Source organism: Rahnella woolbedingensis, assembly GCF_003602095.1.
GTDB lineage: Bacteria > Pseudomonadota > Gammaproteobacteria > Enterobacterales > Enterobacteriaceae > Rahnella > Rahnella woolbedingensis.
The window spans coordinates 25830-47008 of the sequence record NZ_RAHH01000036.1; the positions used below are offsets into that span (position 1 = coordinate 25830).

18 protein-coding genes are annotated in these 21179 nt (G+C 55.2%); 9 read left to right on the forward strand and 9 right to left on the reverse strand.

Annotated features, from left to right (window positions below; translation table 11 throughout):
* The first annotated feature begins 218 nt into the window (after window positions 1-218).
* Window positions 219-1610, forward strand: a complete 1392-nt coding sequence (locus D6C13_RS22435; protein ID WP_425272745.1) for an MFS transporter — start codon at window positions 219-221, stop codon at window positions 1608-1610.
* Between the two features lie 117 nt (window positions 1611-1727).
* Here the strand turns inward: D6C13_RS22435 and D6C13_RS22440 are convergent, their stop codons facing one another.
* The 5 genes from D6C13_RS22440 to D6C13_RS22460 form a co-directional block, all read right to left on the reverse strand.
* A complete protein-coding gene (locus D6C13_RS22440) occupies window positions 1728-2471 on the reverse strand; it encodes a type 2 GTP cyclohydrolase I (protein ID WP_120134893.1) in 744 nt (247 codons plus the stop codon).
* 25 nt (window positions 2472-2496) lie between these two features.
* Window positions 2497-3480 carry an MBL fold metallo-hydrolase gene (locus D6C13_RS22445; protein ID WP_120134894.1) on the reverse strand — a complete coding sequence of 328 codons (984 nt, stop codon included), beginning with the start codon at window positions 3478-3480 and terminating at the stop codon, window positions 2497-2499.
* Window positions 3481-3513: 33 nt separating this feature from the next.
* Window positions 3514-4944, reverse strand: coding sequence for a deoxyribodipyrimidine photo-lyase (gene phrB, locus D6C13_RS22450; RefSeq protein WP_120134895.1), 1431 nt, complete (start codon window positions 4942-4944; stop codon window positions 3514-3516).
* 10 nt (window positions 4945-4954) lie between these two features.
* The gene (locus D6C13_RS22455) at window positions 4955-5908 is read right to left on the reverse strand and encodes a YbgA family protein (protein WP_120134896.1); all 954 of its coding nucleotides are present in this window, start codon (window positions 5906-5908) and stop codon (window positions 4955-4957) included.
* Window positions 5909-6186: 278 nt separating this feature from the next.
* The gene (locus D6C13_RS22460; protein ID WP_013576456.1) at window positions 6187-6393 is read right to left on the reverse strand and encodes a YbfA family protein; all 207 of its coding nucleotides are present in this window, start codon (window positions 6391-6393) and stop codon (window positions 6187-6189) included.
* Window positions 6394-6793: 400 nt separating this feature from the next.
* Between D6C13_RS22460 and D6C13_RS22465 the strand changes: the two genes are divergently transcribed.
* From D6C13_RS22465 to kdpE, 6 genes are read left to right on the forward strand one after another with little or no spacing between them, the layout of a single operon-like run.
* Window positions 6794-6883 (forward strand): K(+)-transporting ATPase subunit F, encoded by a 90-nt coding sequence (locus tag D6C13_RS22465; protein ID WP_071823630.1) that lies wholly within the window; start codon window positions 6794-6796, stop codon window positions 6881-6883.
* Entirely contained in the window at window positions 6884-8572 is a 1689-nt protein-coding gene (gene kdpA, locus D6C13_RS22470; RefSeq protein WP_120134897.1) for a potassium-transporting ATPase subunit KdpA, read from the forward strand. It begins immediately after the preceding gene.
* A gap of 43 nt (window positions 8573-8615) precedes the next feature.
* Window positions 8616-10682, forward strand: coding sequence for a potassium-transporting ATPase subunit KdpB (gene kdpB, locus D6C13_RS22475; RefSeq protein ID WP_120134898.1), 2067 nt, complete (start codon window positions 8616-8618; stop codon window positions 10680-10682).
* A gap of 33 nt (window positions 10683-10715) precedes the next feature.
* Window positions 10716-11294: a potassium-transporting ATPase subunit KdpC gene (kdpC, locus tag D6C13_RS22480; RefSeq protein WP_208642932.1), complete on the forward strand. Its 579-nt coding sequence runs from the start codon at window positions 10716-10718 to the stop codon at window positions 11292-11294.
* A gap of 18 nt (window positions 11295-11312) precedes the next feature.
* Window positions 11313-14009, forward strand: a complete 2697-nt coding sequence (gene kdpD, locus D6C13_RS22485; protein ID WP_120134900.1) for a two-component system sensor histidine kinase KdpD — start codon at window positions 11313-11315, stop codon at window positions 14007-14009.
* Window positions 14006-14695 carry a two-component system response regulator KdpE gene (kdpE, locus tag D6C13_RS22490; RefSeq protein WP_112287658.1) on the forward strand — a complete coding sequence of 230 codons (690 nt, stop codon included), beginning with the start codon at window positions 14006-14008 and terminating at the stop codon, window positions 14693-14695. The genes kdpD and kdpE overlap by 4 nt, the downstream gene beginning before the upstream one ends.
* Here the strand turns inward: kdpE and D6C13_RS22495 are convergent.
* The 3 genes from D6C13_RS22495 to seqA form a co-directional block, all read right to left on the reverse strand.
* Window positions 14685-15389: a PadR family transcriptional regulator gene (locus D6C13_RS22495; protein ID WP_425272746.1), complete on the reverse strand. Its 705-nt coding sequence runs from the start codon at window positions 15387-15389 to the stop codon at window positions 14685-14687. The genes kdpE and D6C13_RS22495 overlap by 11 nt on opposite strands.
* A gap of 194 nt (window positions 15390-15583) precedes the next feature.
* Complete coding sequence (gene pgm / locus D6C13_RS22500; RefSeq protein WP_120134902.1) at window positions 15584-17227, reverse strand: phosphoglucomutase (alpha-D-glucose-1,6-bisphosphate-dependent); 1644 nt, start codon at window positions 17225-17227, stop codon at window positions 15584-15586.
* A 25-nt stretch (window positions 17228-17252) separates the two neighbouring features.
* Window positions 17253-17810, reverse strand: a complete 558-nt coding sequence (seqA, locus tag D6C13_RS22505; RefSeq protein WP_120134903.1) for a replication initiation negative regulator SeqA — start codon at window positions 17808-17810, stop codon at window positions 17253-17255.
* A 238-nt stretch (window positions 17811-18048) separates the two neighbouring features.
* Between seqA and ybfF the strand changes: the two genes are divergently transcribed.
* Entirely contained in the window at window positions 18049-18831 is a 783-nt protein-coding gene (gene ybfF / locus D6C13_RS22510) for an esterase (RefSeq protein WP_120134905.1), read from the forward strand.
* A gap of 261 nt (window positions 18832-19092) precedes the next feature.
* On the forward strand, window positions 19093-19374 hold the full coding sequence (gene ybfE, locus D6C13_RS22515; RefSeq protein ID WP_056772022.1) for a LexA regulated protein: 282 nt from the start codon (window positions 19093-19095) through the stop codon (window positions 19372-19374).
* A gap of 75 nt (window positions 19375-19449) precedes the next feature.
* On the opposite strand, the gene D6C13_RS22520 is transcribed toward ybfE, so the two are convergent.
* Entirely contained in the window at window positions 19450-21099 is a 1650-nt protein-coding gene (locus D6C13_RS22520) for a methyl-accepting chemotaxis protein (protein WP_279630077.1), read from the reverse strand.
* Window positions 21100-21179: the final 80 nt, after the last annotated feature.

Genomic DNA, 21179 nt, shown 5'->3' on the forward strand with positions numbered 1-21179 from the left:
GAGATTTGTTATCAGTTATGCGTGAAATCGAGTGGTGATGTCAACTTATCTGCCCGATTGCGCCGGACACTAAGGTTTCGCCCGCCGTCCGCAACTGGTACTCTCATAAGAGTTGCTGTTTTTTTTAGCGTTTGGATAACGCCTTCGTTACACAATAGGGATGGCCTGTGAGAAAACCATTAGCACTCTTTTTTCCGCTCTACACCACGACATTACTGATGCTGCTGGGCTCCGGCCTGCTGACCACCTACATTTCCCTGCGTCTGTCCGCTATCCACGTCAGCGGCGCGATGATCGGGGCGATTATCGCCGCTAACTACATCGGGCTGGTGATCGGCGGCAAAGTCGGCCATATCCTGATCGCCCGCGTCGGGCATATTCGCGCTTACGTCTCCTGTTCCGGCATCATTACCGCCGCAGTGCTCGGTCACGGCCTGACCGACATTATTCCGGTCTGGGTGGTGCTGCGCCTGATCATCGGCTTGTGCATGATGGTGCAATATATGGTGCTGGAAAGCTGGCTCAACGATCAGGCTGAAGCTAACCAGCGCGGCGTAGTGTTCGGCTTTTATATGGTGGCGTCTTATCTCGGGATGGCGCTCGGTCAGGTGGTGCTGATGCTCAACAGCGATTTAGGCGTCAGTACGCTTATCGTTATCGCGCTGTGTTTCGCGCTCTGTCTGGTGCCCATTGCCCTGACGACGCGCACCAACGTCGGCCATATGTCACCGGCACCGATGGAGCTGAAATTCTTTATCGGCGCGATCCCCAAAGTGCTGGCCATCACGCTGCTGATTGGCATGGTCGTCGGTTCGTTTTACGGACTGGCACCGATTTACACCAGCCAGCAATCGCTGAGCACACAACAAACCGGCCTGTTTATGGCGCTGGCGATTTTCGCCGGATTACTGGCGCAGTTCCCGCTGAGCTGGCTGTCCGATCACTATAACCGCAACATGCTGATGCGCATCAACGCCATTTTGCTGGCAGTGGCGGCATTGCCACTGGCGCTGCTGACGCATATTTCCTTCCCGCTGCTGCTCGGCATTGGTTTTATCGTCAGCCTGATGCAGTTCACGCTTTACCCGCTGGTCGTCGCGCTGGCTAATGACATGATTGAGCCGGAGCGTCGTGTTTCGCTTTCAGCCTGTCTGCTGATGGCGTTTGGCGTGGGGGCGTGTATTGGCCCGCTGGCGGTTGGCGCGCTGATAGAACCGCTCGGCGGTAATATTCTCTACGCCTTTTTTGCCCTGTGCGGCGGCGGAATTGTGGCGCTGAGCCGGACATCGAAAAAAGAAGAAGAAACGCAGATGGCGGTCGATGCGCCGGTTCCGCACATCGCCATGCCGGACAGTCTGAGCAGTTCGCCACTCTCTCCTGCGCTGAATCCGGCGTTTGATGAGCAGATGATTCAGGACACCATGCCAGCACCGGAAAACGTCGTCGAACCCCGGGTTGAGGAAAGCGAAACCGCAGAAGAACAGGAAGAGGAAAGCAAGTATCCCCCGCAGGGCGCAGACCCCGAAGTGGATACCGGATTACAGCGGGCGTTTACCCTGCTCGAAGACAGCGTTTCGGATGAGACGGCGGATAAAACGACACCCAAGTGAGGGGCGTCATCGTTGCAGGCAGTTGGGATTTGGCCAGCGCGCAGGGACAGGAGCGGACAATGCGTACGTGACTGTCACGAGCACTGCCGGGATCCAAAATGGCCAATAAGATAGCCTCTAAGCCGGGTTATCGATGTCGATAAACATGACATCCAGATTGTGTTCCGCTGCCAGCCATTCGCCCAGCGCTTTCACGCCGTAACGTTCTGTGGCGTGATGGCCGGCAGCATAGAAATGGATCCCCATTTCACGCGCAATATGGATAGTTTGTTCTGACACTTCGCCGCTGATAAAGGCATCCACGCCAAATTCTGCCGCCTGCTGGATAAAGCCCTGGCCGCCGCCGGAACACCAGGCGACACGACGGATTTCAGCCGGGCCGCCCTGCGAGCTGTGCAGCACATTGCGGTCAAGGGTCACTTCTATACGCTGACGCAGTTCTTCACCGGTCAGCGGCTTGTCAAATTCGCCGTAAGGCACCAGCGGCATCACTTCACCCAGCACGTTAATCCCGAACAGTTTCGCCAGTTGCGCGTTGTTTCCCAGTTCCGGATGCGCATCCAGCGGCAGATGGTAACCGTATAAATTGGTATCACTGACCAGCAGAGTTTTCAGACGATTGCGCTTCATTCCGCGAACCACCGCTGGTTCATTTTTCCAAAAATAACCGTGATGAACCAGAATGGCGTCAGCTTCTACGGCAATGGCGGCATCCAGCAGATCCTGAGACGCGGTCACACCGGTCACCACGCGCTGCACGTTACGGCGGCCTTCTACCTGTAAACCATTGGGTGCGTAATCGTGGAAATTACCGACGTCCAGTTTCTGGTTGATCAGCATTTCGAGCTGGAGATTATTCATGGTGTTTCTCTTATTGGTAGATTGTCTATTTGACCGCTAATTTATCACCCTGCGCCATTCTGACAAACTTCACACCCAGATTATTGCCTTTCTCCAGTTGCGCCATGATCTCTTTTTCAGGATCAGCACCCGCTTTCAGGCTTGGTTTGACGTGGCTGATAATGACCGTGAGATCTTTCAGTGAGCCCTCACCCCCCGCATATTGTTGCAAATGCCCCAGTTCTTTCAGCAGCCACTCTGGTGTCAGATGCCCGAACAGTTTGCTGTCTGGCACACCATCGGGATAAGAGGTTTCGATGATGATGCCTTTGAGCCGTTTCGCCTTGACCTCATCACCCAGCACGCGCCAGATAGTATCCAGGTTCTTCGATTTTTCCACTTCATCAGGGCCGGTATCACCGAAGAAGGCGAACGACTCTTTGTCACGGCTCACCAGAATCATGCTCGACGGCGTGCCACCGTGGCTGAGCGGATAGATAGTGCCATCCAGACCGGTTAGGCCGAGGGAAAAACGTTGCGCCGGACGTTGCTGATTCAGGCGATAAGTGCCAATGCGCAAACCACTGCCGGAGTCGGTGAAATTCGGCCAGACGCGGCCATTGAAATAGTGCTGACGCAGCGTGCCGACGGTATCCGCCGTACCATAAATCGGTTTTTTAGTGTCTTCCGGCGAACTGATAATCAGCCCCGCCAGATGGTCGAGATGACCGTGGCTGATAAAGTATCCGCCGATGAGGTTGCGGAAAACCGCACCCTGCGGGGTCAGCGGCGCGGCATTTTCAGCGGTCACCTGCGGGAAGCTCCCCTTATCCAGCGCCTTGCGGATGCCCGGCAAAACAGAACCTGCATCCAGGCCAAGATAAAGTTTTTGATCGTCACTTCTGACAAGGTACGAGGTGAGATTACCTTCTTCGACGCCGCCGTTCACGCCCAGCGCCACCACGTCAAATCCCGCGGTGGCCTGTCCAGCCCAGCATGCCAGCATCAGTGCCAGCAGGTGTTTTTTCATCACATCGCTCCTTGTCGTGGTGAGAGAGTCAGGTCAGTCAGACCGGTTTTTTGCCGCCTCAAACGCCGCGAGGGTGTCTTTTCTCGCCCGCGCGTGATCAATAACCGGCAGCGGATAGTCTAGCACGCGATGATGTTTCTCCGCCCAGCGATGCGGTTGATGAATGTCTCTTTCTGGCACATCCGCCAGCTCAGGCACCCAGGCTTTGATAAAGCGTCCGGCTTTGTCAAAACGTTCGCCCTGCGTGGTCGGATTGAAAATGCGGAAATACGGCGCGGCGTCGGTGCCGGTAGACGCGCCCCACTGCCAGCCGCCATTGTTGGCTGCCAGATCGCCGTCGAGCAGTTGTGACATGAAATACCGCTCGCCTTCGCGCCAGTTGATCAGCAAATCTTTCACCAGAAAACTGGCGACAATCATACGCAGGCGGTTATGCATCCAGCCTGTCGCATTCAGCTGACGCATGGCCGCATCGACAATCGGGTAACCGGTTTTGCCGTCTTTCCACGCCTGCAAATCTTCCGGCGCATGACGCCAGCGCACATTGTCGGTCCATTCGACGAACGGCTGATGTTTGCAAAGCTTCGGCCAGGCGACGATCAGATGACGGTAAAACTCACGCCACACCAGTTCATTCAGCCAGCCGAACGCGCCGCCGTCTGTTTTCTCCAGCACGTCCGGGCATTCGGTGCGCAGACGGTTCAGACACTGGCGCGGTGAAAGCACGCCAATCGCCAGATATGGCGACAGCGAACTGGTGCCATCGACCGCAGGTAAATCGCGCTGTACGAGATAATCCTGTACCTGTTCGCGACAAAAACTGCGCAGCTGGTTACGGGCGGCTTCCTCGCCGATCGCAAAATTTTCACCAATATCGGCCAGCGGATAATCGAACGGCATCAGCCGGTGCATCACCACTTTTCCGGCATTTTCGCGGGCGGGCGGCGCAGGTAAAGAACGGCTGTCGGACTCGGTCAGGCGGGATAAAAACGCCCGGCGAAAAGGCGTATACACCTTGTACATCTCATTGTTGCCGGTCGTGACCGAACCCGGCGGCAACAGCAGGCTGTCATCAAATGCGTGGCAGATGACTGATTCACTGACTGCTTTTTCCAGCGCCACATCACGCTGACGCTCGTTGATTTCATACTGTTTGTTGTAAAACAGCGCATCCACCTTTTCGGCTTTACAGAACTCTTTCAGCCAGTCCACGCTGTCGGCAAAATCATCACACTGATGGTAATGCAGCCCGATGCCGCGTTCCGCCAGCGCATGTTGCAGCGACTGCAAATGTTGATAAATAAACATCGCCTGGCGCGGCGCCATTTCATGCTGTTTCCACTGTTCCGGCGTGGCAATAAAAAGGGCTATCACATGCGCCTGCGGATCCTCACAGGCGGCGTGCAACGCGCGGTTATCGGTTATCCGCAGATCATTACGGAACCAGACTAAATGCGTGGTCATAACACTCCTTTTAATGTCCGTATCGAAGTTTTAAAGCTTCCGGGTAGGGCTCGAAATAACGCTGGTCAGCCAGATAAGCGTCCGGATATTCCGACATGTAATGTTTGAGCAAAGTGATGGGCGCCAGCAGCGGTTGCATGCCCTGACGGTAACGGTCGATAAGCCCGGCCAGTTCCTGACGTTGCGGCGAACTCAGCTGTTTGCGGAAATATCCCTGAACGTGCATCAGCACGTTGGTGTGATTGCGGCGCGTGGCTTTGTGGCTCAGCAGATTCATCAGCCGCAGACGGTATTCGTCAAAGTATTTATCGAGGGAATCCCACCCGGCCATCGCAGCGACAAAGCGCCCCAGTTCGCGGTATTCCGGCTGAGAATGGGCCAGCAAAATGAGTTTATAACGGCTATGGAAAGCCATCAGCTTGCCGCGCGTCAGACCGCTTTCACGCAGCTGATTGAGCTCAAAAAGCGTAAAAATGCGCTCGACGAAATTCTCGCGCAGCACGGGATCATTCAGCCGGCCGTCTTCTTCCACCGGCAGCCACGGATGCTGTTTCATCAGCTCGGCGGTATAAATCCCCACACCGGATTTTTTAGCATCTTTGCCGTTGGCGCTGTAAACCCGCACGCGCTCCATCCCGCAGCTGGGAGATTTTGCGCAGACGATATAGCCGCAAAGATGCTCAAGTGGCGCGACGCGTTTCTCGGCGTAGGCCTGCATTTTCTCGGTGATATCGGTGGTTTCGTCGTTGCTGAAACGCATGATCACGCCATCGTCACTTTTAATCAGACGCAGCGCCGCGCGGGGTGACGGTAAGCCGATGGCCATTTCCGGGCAAATCGACTCAAAGCGCACATAAGGCGACAACTGCTCGACCGCAAACGCCAGGCGTTTATGACCACCATCAAAACGGACGTTGTCACCCAACAGACATGCACTGATGCCAACTGGAATTGTTTTCGCCATGGTCAGCTCCCGGAATTAAGTAAAAGAGGGGTGCCTGAACTTCATCACCTGCATGTATAACTTTAGCACAAGTTATACATAAAAATAATGTTGTACAGGTTTATCGACGGGCAATAAAAAACCCCGTCGGGGAAACGGGGTTTTTGGCCCCTCCCCTGCGAAGGGGGAGGATGGGAGGGGATTTAGCAGACCGAACAACGGCTTACGCAGACTTCAAATCGGGTGTTTGACCTTAATACCCCACCCCAACCCTCACCTTCGCAGGGGAGGGGGCTAAATTAATAAAAATCTTGTGTTGCCATCTCAGCATGACTCAGCCATACCGGCTTATCGCTGGTTTTCATCCAGACGCGGTGTAAATAGCTGTAAAAACGGGCGCGGTCAGCGCGGAACAGCATAACCGGCAGGGCCAGAACACCAGCTGCGATAACAAAAGCGCGGCGGGCCAGTATGCGGGTCATTGTGTACGGGGTGTAATCGTTCATAGCGTTGCTCCTGTCATATTTTTCGGAAACTGTAAGTTGCGAAAAATATACCGCAATTGATGAAATTTTACTACTCATCTGACCACTTTGAAGTGTAAATTTTCGCCAATTTTGCCCAATCGCTGTAATTGAGTTACAGAATGGTTAAATAAATACACAATTAAAGTTAATCGCGATTACTAAGTCATTGGCGTTACAGCAAGGCATCAGGCGAAAGCATCCCGATGAGCTGACTCAGGTCAGTGATTTGGGTTATTGAGCGCAGATAACGCCGCTGTGGCTTCAGGGATGAAGGAATTTTTATACTTTTTTTACACGCCCGTGCTGTTTCTTTTCAGGATCTTTTCCTGCCTTTCCTTATTCTCGCCACAACATAAAAACACACCTGTGGAGGTGGATTGTGAGTGTTGGCGTAATCTGCGGCGCATTACTGGTTCTTCTGCTGCTCGGCTATCTGGTTTATGCCCTGCTGAATGCGGAGGATTTTTAAATGGCCGCAACCGGATTCTTACTGATTGCCAGTTTTATGCTGGTGCTTTTGCTGCTGGCAAAACCACTGGGACACTTTATTGCTCAACTGATCGAAGGACAGCCCGGCGCATTTATTCAGCGCATAGAAAACGGTGTTTTACGCACGTCTGGCAGCAGTCATGCTGAAATGAACTGGTGGCAGTACGCGCTGGCGATCATGGTGTTCAACATTCTGGGCATCATGGTGCTGATGACGATGCTGATGGCACAGGGCGTGTTGCCGATGAACCCGCAGCATTTTGGCGGGCTGTCATGGGATCTGGCTTTCAACACTTCGGTGAGTTTCGTCACCAACACTAACTGGCAGGCTTACAGCGGCGAAAGCACGCTGAGCTATCTCAGTCAGATGGTCGGGCTGACCGTCCAGAACTTCCTCTCTGCTGCAACCGGTATCGCCGTGGCGTTCGCCCTGATCCGAGCCTTTGCGCGCCCTTCAGCGCAAACCATCGGTAACGCCTGGACGGATTTATGGCGCATCACGCTGTATCTGCTGTTGCCGGTGTCCTTCCTGCTGGCGTTGTTTTTCGTCAGTCAGGGCGTGCTGCAAAACTTCGAAGCGTATCAGCACATCACTACGCTGGAAGGTCTGCAACAGACATTGCCGATGGGGCCGGTGGCTTCGCAGGAAGCGATCAAAATGCTCGGCACCAACGGTGGCGGCTTCTTTGGTGCTAACTCCGCGCATCCGTTTGAGAACCCGACAGCGCTGAGCAACATGGTGCAGATGCTGGCGATTTTCATTATCCCCTGCGCGTTGTGCTTCGCATTTGGCCGTGTGGTCGGCGATAACCGTCAGGGCCATGCACTGGTCTGGGCGATGTCGGTGATTTTCGTGGTTTCCGTCGTCGTGGTGATGTACGCCGAACTCAAAGGCAATCCGCACTTCAGGATGCTGGGCGCTAACAGCAACTTCAATATGGAAGGTAAGGAAAGCCGCTTCGGTATTCTGGCTTCCAGTTTGTATGCAGTGGTGACGACGGCGGCGTCGTGCGGTGCGGTCAACGCCATGCACGATTCCTTTACCGCACTCGGCGGCATGGTACCGATGTGGCTGATGCAGATTGGTGAAGTGGTATTCGGCGGCGTGGGTTCTGGTCTGTACGGCATGCTGCTGTTCGTGCTGCTAACGGTGTTTATCGCCGGGCTGATGATTGGCCGCACACCGGAATACCTCGGTAAGAAAATCGACGTTTACGACATGAAGATGACTGCGTTGGCAATCCTGGTCACACCGACGCTGGTCCTGCTCGGCACCGCGCTGGCGCTGGTCACCGATGCCGGTCGTGCGGGGATTTTAAACCCCGGCGCACACGGTTTCAGTGAGGTGCTGTACGCGGTGTCTTCCGCCGCCAACAACAACGGCAGCGCGTTTGCCGGGCTGAGCGTTAACACTCCGTTCTACAACTTGTTGCTGGCAGCCTGCATGTTCTTCGGCCGCTTCGGGGTGATTATTCCTGTGCTGGCGATTGCCGGTTCACTGGTGGCGAAAAAGCGCCAGCAGGCAGGCAACGGCACCCTGCCGACCTCCGGCCCGCTGTTTATCGGCCTGCTGGTCGGCACCGTGTTGTTAGTCGGCGCACTGACCTTTATTCCGGCGCTGGCGCTGGGGCCGGTCGCGGAGCATTTGCAGGTCTGGTCAGCACAGTAATGCTGCGTAACTCGTTGAACTGATGAATATAGAGACTAAAAAGATGAGTCGTAAACAACGTGCGTTATTTGAACCCCGTCTGATCCGCACTGCCCTGCTGGATTCGGTGAAAAAACTGGATCCTCGCGTTCAGTGGCGCAATCCGGTGATGTTCGTGGTGTATCTGGGCAGCATTCTGACCACGCTTATCTGGCTGGCGATTTTGCTGCACCGTACCGACGGCAGCGCGGCCTTTACCGGCAGCGTGTCGCTGTGGCTGTGGTTCACGGTGCTGTTTGCCAACTTCGCCGAAGCGCTGGCGGAAGGCCGCAGCAAGGCGCAGGCGCAGAGCCTTAAAGGCGTGCAGAAAACCAGCTGGGCGAAAAAGATTTATGAACCGCGCCCTGAATCTCCGGTGATTAAAGTTGCCGCTGATACGCTGCGCAAAGGCGATTACGTACTGATCGAGGCAGGCGATACCGTGCCGTGCGACGGTGAAGTGCTGGTCGGCGGCGCGTCGGTGGATGAAAGCGCCATTACCGGTGAATCCGCACCGGTGATCCGCGAATCCGGCGGTGACTTCTCGTCTGTTACCGGCGGGACGCGCGTCTTATCCGACTGGCTGGTGGTCGAGTGCTCGGCGAACCCCGGCGATACCTTCCTCGACCGCATGATTGCGATGGTCGAAGGCGCGAAACGTCGCAAAACGCCAAACGAAGTGGCGCTGACCATTTTGCTGGTGGCGCTGACGCTGGTGTTCGTGCTGGCGACGGCCACGCTCTATCCGTTCTCACTGTTTAGCGTGGGCGCCAGTCACGCCGGTATTCCGGTGACTATCACCGTGCTGGTGGCGCTGCTGGTGTGTCTGATCCCGACCACCATCGGTGGCTTGTTGTCAGCCATCGGCGTGGCAGGTATGAGCCGCATGCTGGAAGCAAACGTGATTGCCACCAGTGGCCGTGCGGTGGAAGCCGCCGGTGACGTAGATGTGTTGCTGCTGGATAAAACCGGCACCATCACGCTCGGTAACCGCCAGGCATCGCAGTTCCTGCCCGCGCCTCAGGTGACGGAACAGGAACTGGCCGATGCCGCGCAGTTATCGTCTCTGGCCGATGAAACGCCGGAAGGTCGCAGTATCGTGGTGCTGGCGAAGCAGCGCTTTAACCTGCGCGAACGCGACATTCATTCACTGAATGCGACTTTCGTGCCCTTCTCCGCGCAAACCCGCATGAGTGGCGTTAACGTCGGTGAGCGCAGCATCCGTAAAGGTGCGGTGGATGCGATTCGTCGTCACGTGGAATCCAACGGCGGCACCTTCCCGAAAGCCGTCGATGGGCTGGTGGAAAACGTGGCGCGTAAAGGCGGTACGCCGCTGGTGGTAGCAGAAGGTGCGAAAGTGCTGGGCGTGGTCGAGCTGAAAGATATCGTCAAAGGCGGCATCAAAGAGCGTTTCGCCGAGCTGCGCAAAATGGGCATCAAAACGGTGATGATCACCGGGGATAACCGTCTGACTGCCGCCGCAATTGCCGCTGAAGCCGGTGTCGACGATTTTCTGGCAGAAGCCACGCCGGAAGCCAAACTGGCCTTGATTCGTCAGTATCAGTCGGAAGGTCGCTTAGTCGCCATGACCGGAGATGGTACCAACGATGCCCCTGCACTGGCGCAGGCTGATGTGGCAGTGGCGATGAACTCAGGGACGCAGGCGGCGAAAGAAGCCGGGAACATGGTCGATCTCGATTCCAACCCGACCAAGCTGATTGAAGTGGTGCATATCGGTAAACAGATGCTGATGACCCGTGGTTCGCTGACCACATTCAGTATCGCCAACGACGTGGCGAAGTATTTCGCCATTATTCCGGCGGCGTTTGCGGCGACGTATCCGCAGCTGAATGCGCTGAACGTGATGCACCTGACGTCGCCGTCTTCGGCCATTATGTCGGCGGTTATTTTCAACGCCCTGGTGATTGTATTTCTGATCCCCCTGGCGCTGAAAGGCGTGAGCTATAAAGCCATGAGTGCCGCCGCGCTGCTGCGCCGAAACCTGTGGATTTATGGCGTCGGCGGGCTGCTGGTGCCGTTCGCCGGTATCAAACTGATTGACGTGATCCTGACCGTTTTACATCTGAGCTGATTTTTGAGGAAGACTATTATGTCCGTTAAAAGAATGTCCTATGTCGGCCCGGCTCTGGTGATGACGGTTCTGCTGACCCTGGCGACCGGCGTCGTTTATCCGCTGCTGACCACCGGCGTTTCTGAGCTGGTGTTCCGCCCGCAGGCGATGGGTTCGCTGATTAAAGACAGCGGCAATAAAGTGATTGGCTCTGAATTGATCGGCCAGAATTTTACCCGTAATGATTATTTCTGGGGACGTCCGTCCGTCACCTCCGACTCGCCGTATAACCCGATGGCTTCCGGCGGGAGCAATCTGGCGGCCAGTAATCCGGCGCTGGATCAGACGGTGAAAGACCGCGTGGCGGCGCTGCGTAAGGCCAATCCGCATAGTCCTGCGGCGGTACCGGTGGATCTGGTAACCGCCAGCGGCAGCGGATTAGATCCGCAGATTTCAGCGGAGGCCGCCCAATGGCAGGCTTCACGCATTGCTGCCGCACGCGGTCTGCCACTGGCGCAAGTGGATAAATTGATTGATGATAATACCTCATCGCCGCTGATTGGTTTCCTCGGCCCCGACGTCGTGAACGTGCTCGGTCTGAACTTAGCCCTGGATGAACTGAAAGCCAATTAATCAACCTGACAGGATGATATGACAGACGATCGCCCCGATCCCGACAGCCTGCTGGCGCTCGCGAATGAGAAGCCACGCGGGCAACTGAAAGTCTTTTTCGGCGCCTGTGCGGGCGTCGGGAAAACGTTCGCCATGTTGCAGGAGGCCCAGCGCCTGCGCGCCACCGGCCTCGACGTGCTGGTTGGCGTGGTGGAAACCCACGGAAGGCAGGAAACACAGGTGTTGTTACCGGGGCTTTCTCTGTTAGCGCCGAAACGCATAAACCATCGCGGTCGTCAGGTGCAGGAGTTTGACCTCGACGCCGCGCTGGCTCGCCGCCCTGCCCTGATCCTGATGGACGAACTGGCGCACAGCAATGCCGCCGGTTCCCGTCATCCAAAGCGCTGGCAGGATGTCGAAGAGTTACTCGATGCCGGAATCGACGTGTTTACCACCGTCAACGTTCAGCATCTGGAAAGCCTGAACGATGTGGTCAGCGGCGTCACCGGCATTATTATTCGCGAAACTGTTCCCGACCGTTTGTTTGATGACGCCAGCGAAGTGGTGCTGGTGGATTTACCTCCCGATTCCCTGCGTCAGCGCCTCAAAGAAGGCAAAGTATATATCCCCGGTCAGGCCGAACGCGCCATCGAACACTTCTTTCGTAAAGGCAATCTGATTGCCCTGCGCGAACTTTCCCTGCGTCGCACCGCCGACCGCGTGGACGATCAGATGCGTGAGTATCGTGACGATCAGGGCGTCAACCGCGTCTGGCATACCCGCGACGCGCTGTTATTGTGCATTGGTCATGGCGGCGGCAATGAAAAACTGGTGCGTGTCGCTTCGCGTATGGCCGCGCGCCTAGGCTGCGTATGGCACGCCGTTTACGTGGAAACCCCGCGTCTGCACCGTTTGCCGGAAGGCCAGCGCCGCGCCATTTTACATTCTCTGAAACTGGCGCAGGAACTGGGCGCGGAAACCGCTACGCTCTCCGATCCGCAGGAAGAACAGGCCATTCTGCGCTACGCCCGCGAGCATCGTCTGGGCAAAATCCTGACCGGCCGCCGCCGCGAAAAACGTTGGAAATTCGGCACCAGCTTTGCCGATAAACTGGCCGATATCGCGCCGGATCTCGATTTAATCGTCGTCGGACTGGAAGATTCTCCACCGAATCCGGCGCGTAAAGAACAGGATCCGCGCACTTTCGCCGACCGTTTCAGCCGCCAGTTGCGGGGCTGCGCCCTCGCCGTGGCGCTGTGTGCGGTGATTACCGTGTTGTCACAATGGCTGGTGCCGACGTTTGACCAGGCCAATCTGGTGATGGTGTATCTGCTTGGCGTGGTCGTGGTAGCGCTGTTCTATGGTCGCTGGCCGTCAGTGCTGGCAGCGGTGATCAACGTCGTCAGTTTTGATTTGTTTTTCGTGCAGCCGCGCGGCTCGCTGGCAGTCACTGACGCACAATATCTGGTGACGTTCGGCGTGATGCTGCTGGTCGGTATTCTGATCGGGAATCTGACTGCCGGTGTGCGTTATCAGGCGCGTATCGCCCGCCACCGTGAAAAACGTGCTCAGCATCTGTATGAAATGTCCAAAGGACTGAGCCAGTCGCTGACGCCGGAAGCCATCGCGCAAACCAGCCGCCATTTTATTTCTTCCAGCCTGAATGCGAAAACCGCCATTTTACTGCCGCAGGAAAACGGTGAACTGGCGCAGCCTGCCGGTGAAATCACGGCGATTGTGGTCGATGACGCCATCGCCCGCTGGAGTTTCGACAAAAAACTGCCTGCCGGTGCGGGCACTGATACCCTGCCCGGCGTGCCTTATCAGCTTTTACCGCTGATTGCTTCCGGCGAATCGCGTGGTCTGCTGGCAGTTGAACCGCCGAATATCCGCCAGCTGTTAGTGCCGGAACAGCAACGCCTGTTGCAGACCTTTACCGTGCTGATTGCTAATGCGCTCGAACGACTGCATCTGGCGGCCAGCGCGGAAACGGCGCGGCTGGAAACCGAACGTGAGCAACTGCGCAACTCGCTGCTTTCCGCGCTTTCCCACGATTTACGCACGCCGCTGACGGTACTTTTCGGACAGGCCGAAATCCTGACGCTGGATCTGGCATCGGAAGGTTCAAAGCACGCTCCGCAGGCCAGCCAGATCCGCCAGCAGGTGCTGAGCACCACGCGGCTGGTGAATAATCTGCTGGATATGGCACGCATTCAGTCAGGCGGATTTAATCTGCGTAAAGAGTGGCAGTCGGTGGAAGAAATCACCGGCAGCGCGTTGCGGATGCTGGAACCGGTGCTGGCGCACGACCATATCGAAATCGATTTGCCCAAGGAGATGGTGCTGGTTAACTGCGACGCCAGCCTTATTGAACGGGTGCTGATCAATCTGCTGGAAAACGCCCATAAATACGCCGGAACCGGCGCGACCATCGGCATCAAAGCCACGCCGCTGGATGAGTGGCTGGAAATCGAAGTCTGGGATAACGGTCCGGGAATTCCGGCCGGTGCCGAACACGCTATTTTCGAGAAATTCGCCCGTGGAAATAAAGAGTCAGCCATTCCCGGTGTGGGGTTGGGATTAGCGATTTGTCGTGCCATTATTGAAGTGCACGACGGACGAGTCTGGGCTGAGAATGGCCCTGACGGCGGCGCGCGTTTCCGTTTCAGGCTGCCGCTTGAGGCCCTGCCTGAGATGGAAGCGGATATGGACACTGACATCGACGAGGCAACGTGAGCGCATCCCCGGTAAATATTTTAATTGTTGAAGATGAAAAAGAGATCCGCCGCTTTGTGCGCACGGCACTCGAGGCAGAAGGCTTGCGGGTCTTTGAAAGTGAGACGCTGCAACGGGGTCTGATTGAGGCGGGCACGCGTAAACCGGATCTGATTATTCTCGATCTCGGTTTACCGGACGGTGATGGCCTGACCTATATCCGCGATTTGCGCCACTGGAGCGCCATCCCGGTGATTGTGCTGTCGGCACGCACCAGCGAAGAAGATAAGATTGCGGCGCTGGATGCCGGTGCTGATGACTTTCTGACCAAACCGTTTGGCGTCGGTGAACTGCTGGCGCGGGTTCGTGTGGCGTTGCGACGTCATGCGGGCAGTTCGCAGGAAAGCCCGCTGGTGACGTTTGCTGATGTCACAGTGGATTTGATTAACCGCCGCGTGCAGCGTAACGGTGAAGACTGTCACCTGACGCCGATTGAGTTTCGCCTGCTGGCCGAATTGCTGGCAAACAGCGGCAAAGTCATTACTCAGCGTCAGTTGTTGAGCCACGTCTGGGGCCCGAATTACGTCGAACACAGCCATTATCTGCGCATCTACATGGGGCATCTGCGCCAGAAACTGGAGGCCGACGCCACCCGGCCGCGTCATTTACTGACCGAAACCGGCGTGGGCTATCGCTTTATGCCTTAGGTTCGTCAGTTTCCGGTTTTGCTTCGCCAAATTCAGCTTCCAGACTTTCAGCCGCTTTCAGCAAAATCGTACTCACCCGCACCACCTGCTCCGGCGTCAGATCAGAACGCATCATGTTACCGCGCAACGCGTGGCGCAGGCGGTGCATCGATTCATGAATACCTTCTGCCAGATTGTTTTCACGCGGTCGCTGAGCGCCAGCCAGACGGGCAAAAATCACATCCACGGCTGCCTGATGTTGCGCCAGTTCCACTTTTCCGGCTTCGGTTATCTGATAGCTTTTACGGCCATTACCGGTCGCAACAGGCTCGAGGAAATCCTGCTCTTCCAGCAGCGTCAGCGTCGGATAAATCACGCCAGGGCTTGGTACGTAGAGACCGGACGACGCTTCTTCAATCGCCTTGATCAGCTCATAACCGTGGCTCGGTTTTTTCGCCACCAGCGCCAGCAGCACGCGGCGCAAATCACCATGTTCAAACAGACGATGTACACCGCGCTCGCCGCGACCACCGCGACGGCCTTCGCCACGCCCACGGCGTTCACGCCCTTCTTCACCGCGTTCTTCACCACGATGACGGCCATCACGTCGTAACATGTGGCGCTCACTGTGATCGCTGTGTTCTGATTCATGGCGGCAATGACCGCGATGCCCTTCTTCCCGGCAACCGTGACCGCGATGGCGGCCTTCAAACATTTTGCTAAACATAATTTACGTCCCATTTAGATATATCGAATCATTTCGATATATCTAAACTAGATCGAATTTCAGACAGTGGCAAGTTTTATTGCGCATTTAGATATATCTTTTTATGTCTGAATTTCCGGCAAGAAACGCGCAAAAAAAAAGCGCTGAATAATCAGCGCTTTTGGTGAGATGAAGAAAGGGGCCTATTTTGCGTCGGCAAGCACTTTGCTGACGATTTCTACCGCTTCTTTCTCGATTTGTTCACGGTGTTCAGCACCGAGGAAGCTTTCACAATAGATTTTGTACGCTTCTTCTGTACCGGACGGACGTGCCGCGAACCAGCCGTTTTTGGTCATGACTTTCAGACCGCCGATCGACGCGCCGTTACCCGGTGCGTTGGTCAGACGGGCAGTAATCGGGTCACCGGCCAGCGTGTCGGCTTTCACCTGTTCAGGAGAAAGTTTGGACAGCGCAGCTTTCTGCGCGTGAGTCGCAGGTGCCTGAATACGGTTGTAGCTTGGCGCACCAAAGCGTGCCGCCAGCTCGTTGTAATGTTCCTGTGGGTTCTTGCCGGTGACGGCGGTGATTTCCGCGGCCAGCAGGCACATGATGATACCGTCTTTGTCGGTGGACCACGGAGTGCCGTTGAAACGCAGGAAAGAAGCCCCTGCACTTTCTTCGCCACCAAAACCGAAGCTGCCGTCAAACAGACCATCAACGAACCATTTAAAGCCCACTGGCACTTCTACCAGTTTACGGCCCAAATCTTCCACCACGCGGTCGATCATGGCGCTGGACACCAGCGTTTTGCCGACAGCGACATCTTTGCCCCACTGCGGACGATGCTTGAACAGGTACTGAATCGCCACCGCCAGATAATGGTTCGGGTTCATCAGACCGTCTGGCGTCACGATGCCGTGGCGATCGTAGTCAGGGTCATTGGCAAAGGCCAGATCGAATTTATCACGCAGCGCCAGCAGACCGGCCATTGCGGATTCAGACGAACAGTCCATGCGGATCACACCGTCGTGGTCGAGATGCATGAAACGGAAAGTCTGATCGACTTCATCGTTTACCAGCGTCAGATCCAGTTTGTAATGCTCTGCAATGCGCTTCCAGTATTCGATACCGGAACCGCCGAGCGGATCCACGCCCAGTTTCAGACCCGCTTTCTGAATTGCGGCCATATCAACGATGTCGGTCAGGCCTTCGATAAACGGCTGAACCAGATCTTGCGCCACCAGATGACCGCTTTTCCACGCCTGATCCAGAGACTGACGTTTCACGCCGGCAAGCGAGGCCGCCAGCAGTGCGTTAGCGCGTTTCTCAATCACGGAAGTCAGATTAGTATCTGCCGGCCCCCCGTTGGTCGGGTTGTATTTGATGCCGCCATCTTCAGGTGGGTTGTGCGAAGGGGTGATGACGATGCCATCTGCCAGCGCGCCGCCGTTGCGGTTATGGGTCAGGATTGCGTGAGACACTGCCGGAGTTGGCGTGAAACCGTTATCTTCCTGAACAATGACATCCACGCCATTCGCCGTCAGCACTTCCAGCACAGAGATAAACGCCGGTTCAGACAACGCATGCGTGTCTTTACCCACGTAGCACGGGCCGGTGGTGCCCTGCTCTTTACGCACTTCAGCAATTGCCTGAGCAATAGCCAGGATGTGCGCTTCATTAAAGCTGTGACGCAACGAACTACCGCGATGGCCGGACGTGCCGAATTTCACAGCATGCGCTGTGTTAGCCGGATCCGGTTGCAGAACGTAATACTGTGACGTTAACTGCGCCACATTAATCAAATCGCTTTGCTGAGCAGGTTGCCCTGCACGGGGGTGATTAGCCACTGGCGCTTCTCCCTTACGCTGAAATTTAGAGGGTGCCGCACACTTTGTCAGTCAGTTCCGCCGGGAACTGCATGAGTTGCATGATGTGTTCGATCATGCTGCGTTTGCGACCTGTGTTGGTATTCGTAATAACCCAATACGGCGTTCCGGGAACGTGTTTAGGCTTGGTATGAATGCCGTTTTGCAGCAGAGTTTGCTGGTCACCGGCAAAATAGGTACGCGTGCGGCCCGTTAATGACTCGGTCGCAACGGCAAATTCTTTCGGGTTCAGGCCATACAAGGTCGACAGGATCAACATAAAGCGGTTCACCGCTTTGGTCTGCTCTGCGTATTCGTCAGACAGCAAGAGTTCACGGACAGCGCGGACTTTATCACGCGAAGTCGGTGCTGCAGCGGCGGCGACAGGTTTTTCCTGTGCAACAGTGCCGGCGATAACGGAAGTATTCACTGGCGCGGCAGGAGCGGTCTGTCCGGCAGTAAACTTCAACATACGGCGTAAAATATCAGACGCACTTTCACCGATAGCCTGCGTGTGGCTGGCAATGTAGCGGTAGAGTTCTTCGTCAACCTCAATAGTTTTCATCTTTATCCAGTACTGTTTTTCTACTTAATTCAAAAGGATTATACAAATTTCTACACAGTAACAAACAGGGGAATTGTGCCGCGAAGCAAAAACCAGACTACTTCCCGTTTTTGCTGCATGCAGGCTCCGGCCTGTTCTGTTCCTGGTAGTCAAATCCCGTTCAGGCATCTGGCAGAAACTTTCTGTTTTAAAAAAATCATCCGCAACTCATGATAACCTAATGGAATCGTTTATCAGTATGAACTTCGCCATGAAATTACATTATCGCCTGCAAGAACCTGAAGTCGCTGGCAGCCATGCCCTGCCGGTTTTGTTAATCCACGGTCTGTTCGGAACCCTTGATAATCTGGGCGTTCTGGGCCGCGACCTGAAACAACAGCATAGAGTGTTACAGGTGGACTTGCGTAATCACGGCCAGTCCGGGCGTTCTGATGAGATGTCATACGCCGCCATGGCGCAGGATTTAGCAGAAACGCTGGATGAAGTCGGTTTCCAAAAAATCATCGTTATCGGCCATTCGATGGGCGGAAAAGCCGCGATGGCGCTGACTGCGCTTATCCCTGATCGTATCGAAAAGCTCATCGTCATTGATGTCGCGCCGGTCGATTACCGTGTGCGCCGTCACGATGAGATTTTTGCGGCGATTAATGCCGTCACAGCCGCCGGTTTACGCGACCGCACCTCCGCCGCGGCCTGTATGCGTGAGTATATAAAGGAAGACGGCGTGATCCAGTTCCTGCTGAAATCTTTCCAGCAGGAAGAATGGCGCTTCAACGTCCCGGTGCTGCTCAGTGAATATGAAACCATCACCGGCTGGGAAGACGTACCGGCGTGGGATCACCCGGCGCTGTTTATCCGCGGCGGATTGTCGCCGTATGTGCAGGACGCCTACCGTGAAGATATCGCCCGTCAGTTCCCGCAGGCAAAAGCCTATGTGGTCGCCGGAACCGGACATTGGGTTCATGCGGAAAAACCTGAGGCCGTGCTGCGCGCTGTTCACCGTTTCATCGATGTGGACTGAGGTTTAACATCCTGGGGATAAATTGTGCACAAAGTCTGCACAACTTAGAAAGTTATCATGAAATCAGGGCAATCAGGCGTTGTGAACTCCAGGCACGCCAGTGTATGATTGCGCGCTATAATTTTGCCGCCCCGTTTCACTCAGGCTGAGTCGCGGGGGGTAAATGGGGTCAGGGTTTCTTAGCCCGAAATGTGTGAAACGCTCGTCAGGAATCGGCTTGCCGTTTTCCGATGTAAAAACTTCCTGGTTGTACCGCTACCTATGGCAAAAGAACAACTGGATCGCACGACGATTGATCTGTTCGCAGATGACCGCCGTCCGGGGCGTCCAAAAACAAATCCGCTATCCCGTGATGAACAGCTCAGGATCAACAAGCGCAATCAGTTACGCCGCGATAAAGCGAGCGGTCTGCGTCGCGTTGAGCTGAAAATGAATGCTGATGCTGTTGATACACTCAACAAGCTGGCTGAAGAACGTAATATCAGTCGTAGCGAACTGATTGAAGAGATGCTGCTGGCGCATCTTAACGGTCATGAAGGCTGAGTAAAAACGGGTAACCTTTTCAGGCTACCCGTTTGTTTTTCTTCTCTGTCTCTACCCTTGCCTATCCTTTACCCCTCAGAATGTTTCCCAATTTTCCGAGCTTTTCACACTATTCACCGAAAGCAATCCGGTATCCGGGCGTAGCAGCGGAGCAGAAATCGCTTTCGCTGGCCGTCCCTTCACGTTGGTCACGCTGTCCCTGAGTTTGAATGTGGCTACGGCGTTGTTGAGCAATGAAGCCTGTTCTTCCAGAGAAACGGCCGCCTGCGAGGCCTGTTCAACCAGCGAGGCGTTCTGCTGTGTCACGCTGTCCATCTGAGTGATCGCGACCGCTACCTGACCGATACCTTTGCTTTGCTCATCGGATGCAGAAGCGATTTCCGCCATAATATCGGTGACATGCGTAATTGAGCGCACCACTTCGTTCATGGTCAGACCGGCGTTTTCCACCAGTCTGGAGCCGCTGTCGACGCGGGAAACCGATTCACTGATAAGCGATTCGATTTCTTTCGCTGCCTGGGCGCTGCGCTGTGCCAGATTGCGCACTTCACTGGCGACCACTGCAAATCCACGCCCCTGTTCGCCCGCACGTGCGGCTTCAACTGCGGCATTCAGCGCCAGAATATTGGTCTGGAAAGCAATGCTGTTGATGACAGACGTAATTTCAGCAATCTTTTTCGAGCTGCCTGAGATGTCTTTCATGGTGCTGACCACGTCCGCCACAATATTGCCGCCCTTCTGCGCCGTGCCTGAGGCTTCAATCACCAGCTGGCTGGCGTGATGTGCATTATCAGCGTTGTGTTTAACCGTTGCCGTCAGTTCTTCCATGCTGGCTGCGGTTTGTTCCAGAGCAGAAGCCTGTTCTTCCGTTCGCGAAGATAAATCGTTATTGCCCGCTGAAATTTCTGAAGCGCCCTGATAGATGTGGTTCGTACAGTTACGGATAGTTTGCACCGTGTTCACCAGACTCGCCTGCATCACGTTCAGCAGCGGGATCAGTTTACCGGCACAGTTTTTTCCGAACTCTTCCAGATTATGCGTCAGGTCGCCGCTGGCGATCACCGCGAACTGATCGCGGATTTTATCCAGCGGTTTCACCAGCGCCATCACCAGATAACGATCGGTCAGCAATAGCAGGATCAAACCCACTCCGAATGCGCTCAGCTGGATCACTTTGCTCATGTAGGTCAGATGATTGGATTCACTTTGTGCCGCCTGGAAATCAACTGCAATCTGGCTGCTGACTTTTTCCATAGATGAACCAAAATTGCGGCTCAGAGCCGGCACCGTGGTATTGGCTAACTGGTTATAGGTATCGATATTCTTGCTGCTGGCAGCATTGAATAACGGCGTAACGCCCTGAGTCAGCAGGTTTTCCCAGCTGGTGATCAGTTCCTGAACGGCTGAATCCTCTAAACCTGGATGCGCAGCCGTTTTAAAACTGGCCAGCGCCTGTGTCAGTCCATCGAGGGATTGTTTGGCGGTATCAAAAGTCTCACTGCCTTTTGTCGGGTCCGCCTGAAGCTGTGCAACAGCGCGGCTCAGACGTGTCACGGTACGGAAATACTGATCATTACCTTTGCTGATCAGCGTCATGTTGTTGACCAGTTCGGTACTGTTACTGGTGTTTCGCGTCAATGTGCCAAGTGATGTGACGGTATAAATCGAAACACCGGCCCACATGGCGCAAAAGATGCCAAGAATGGTTAATAAAGCGGCCCTGATGGTTAATGCTGGTCACTTAAGGTGACCAGCATTGTTTTTTAAAGGATATTTCGACCTTTTTTCTCTCACTTCCCTTGCAT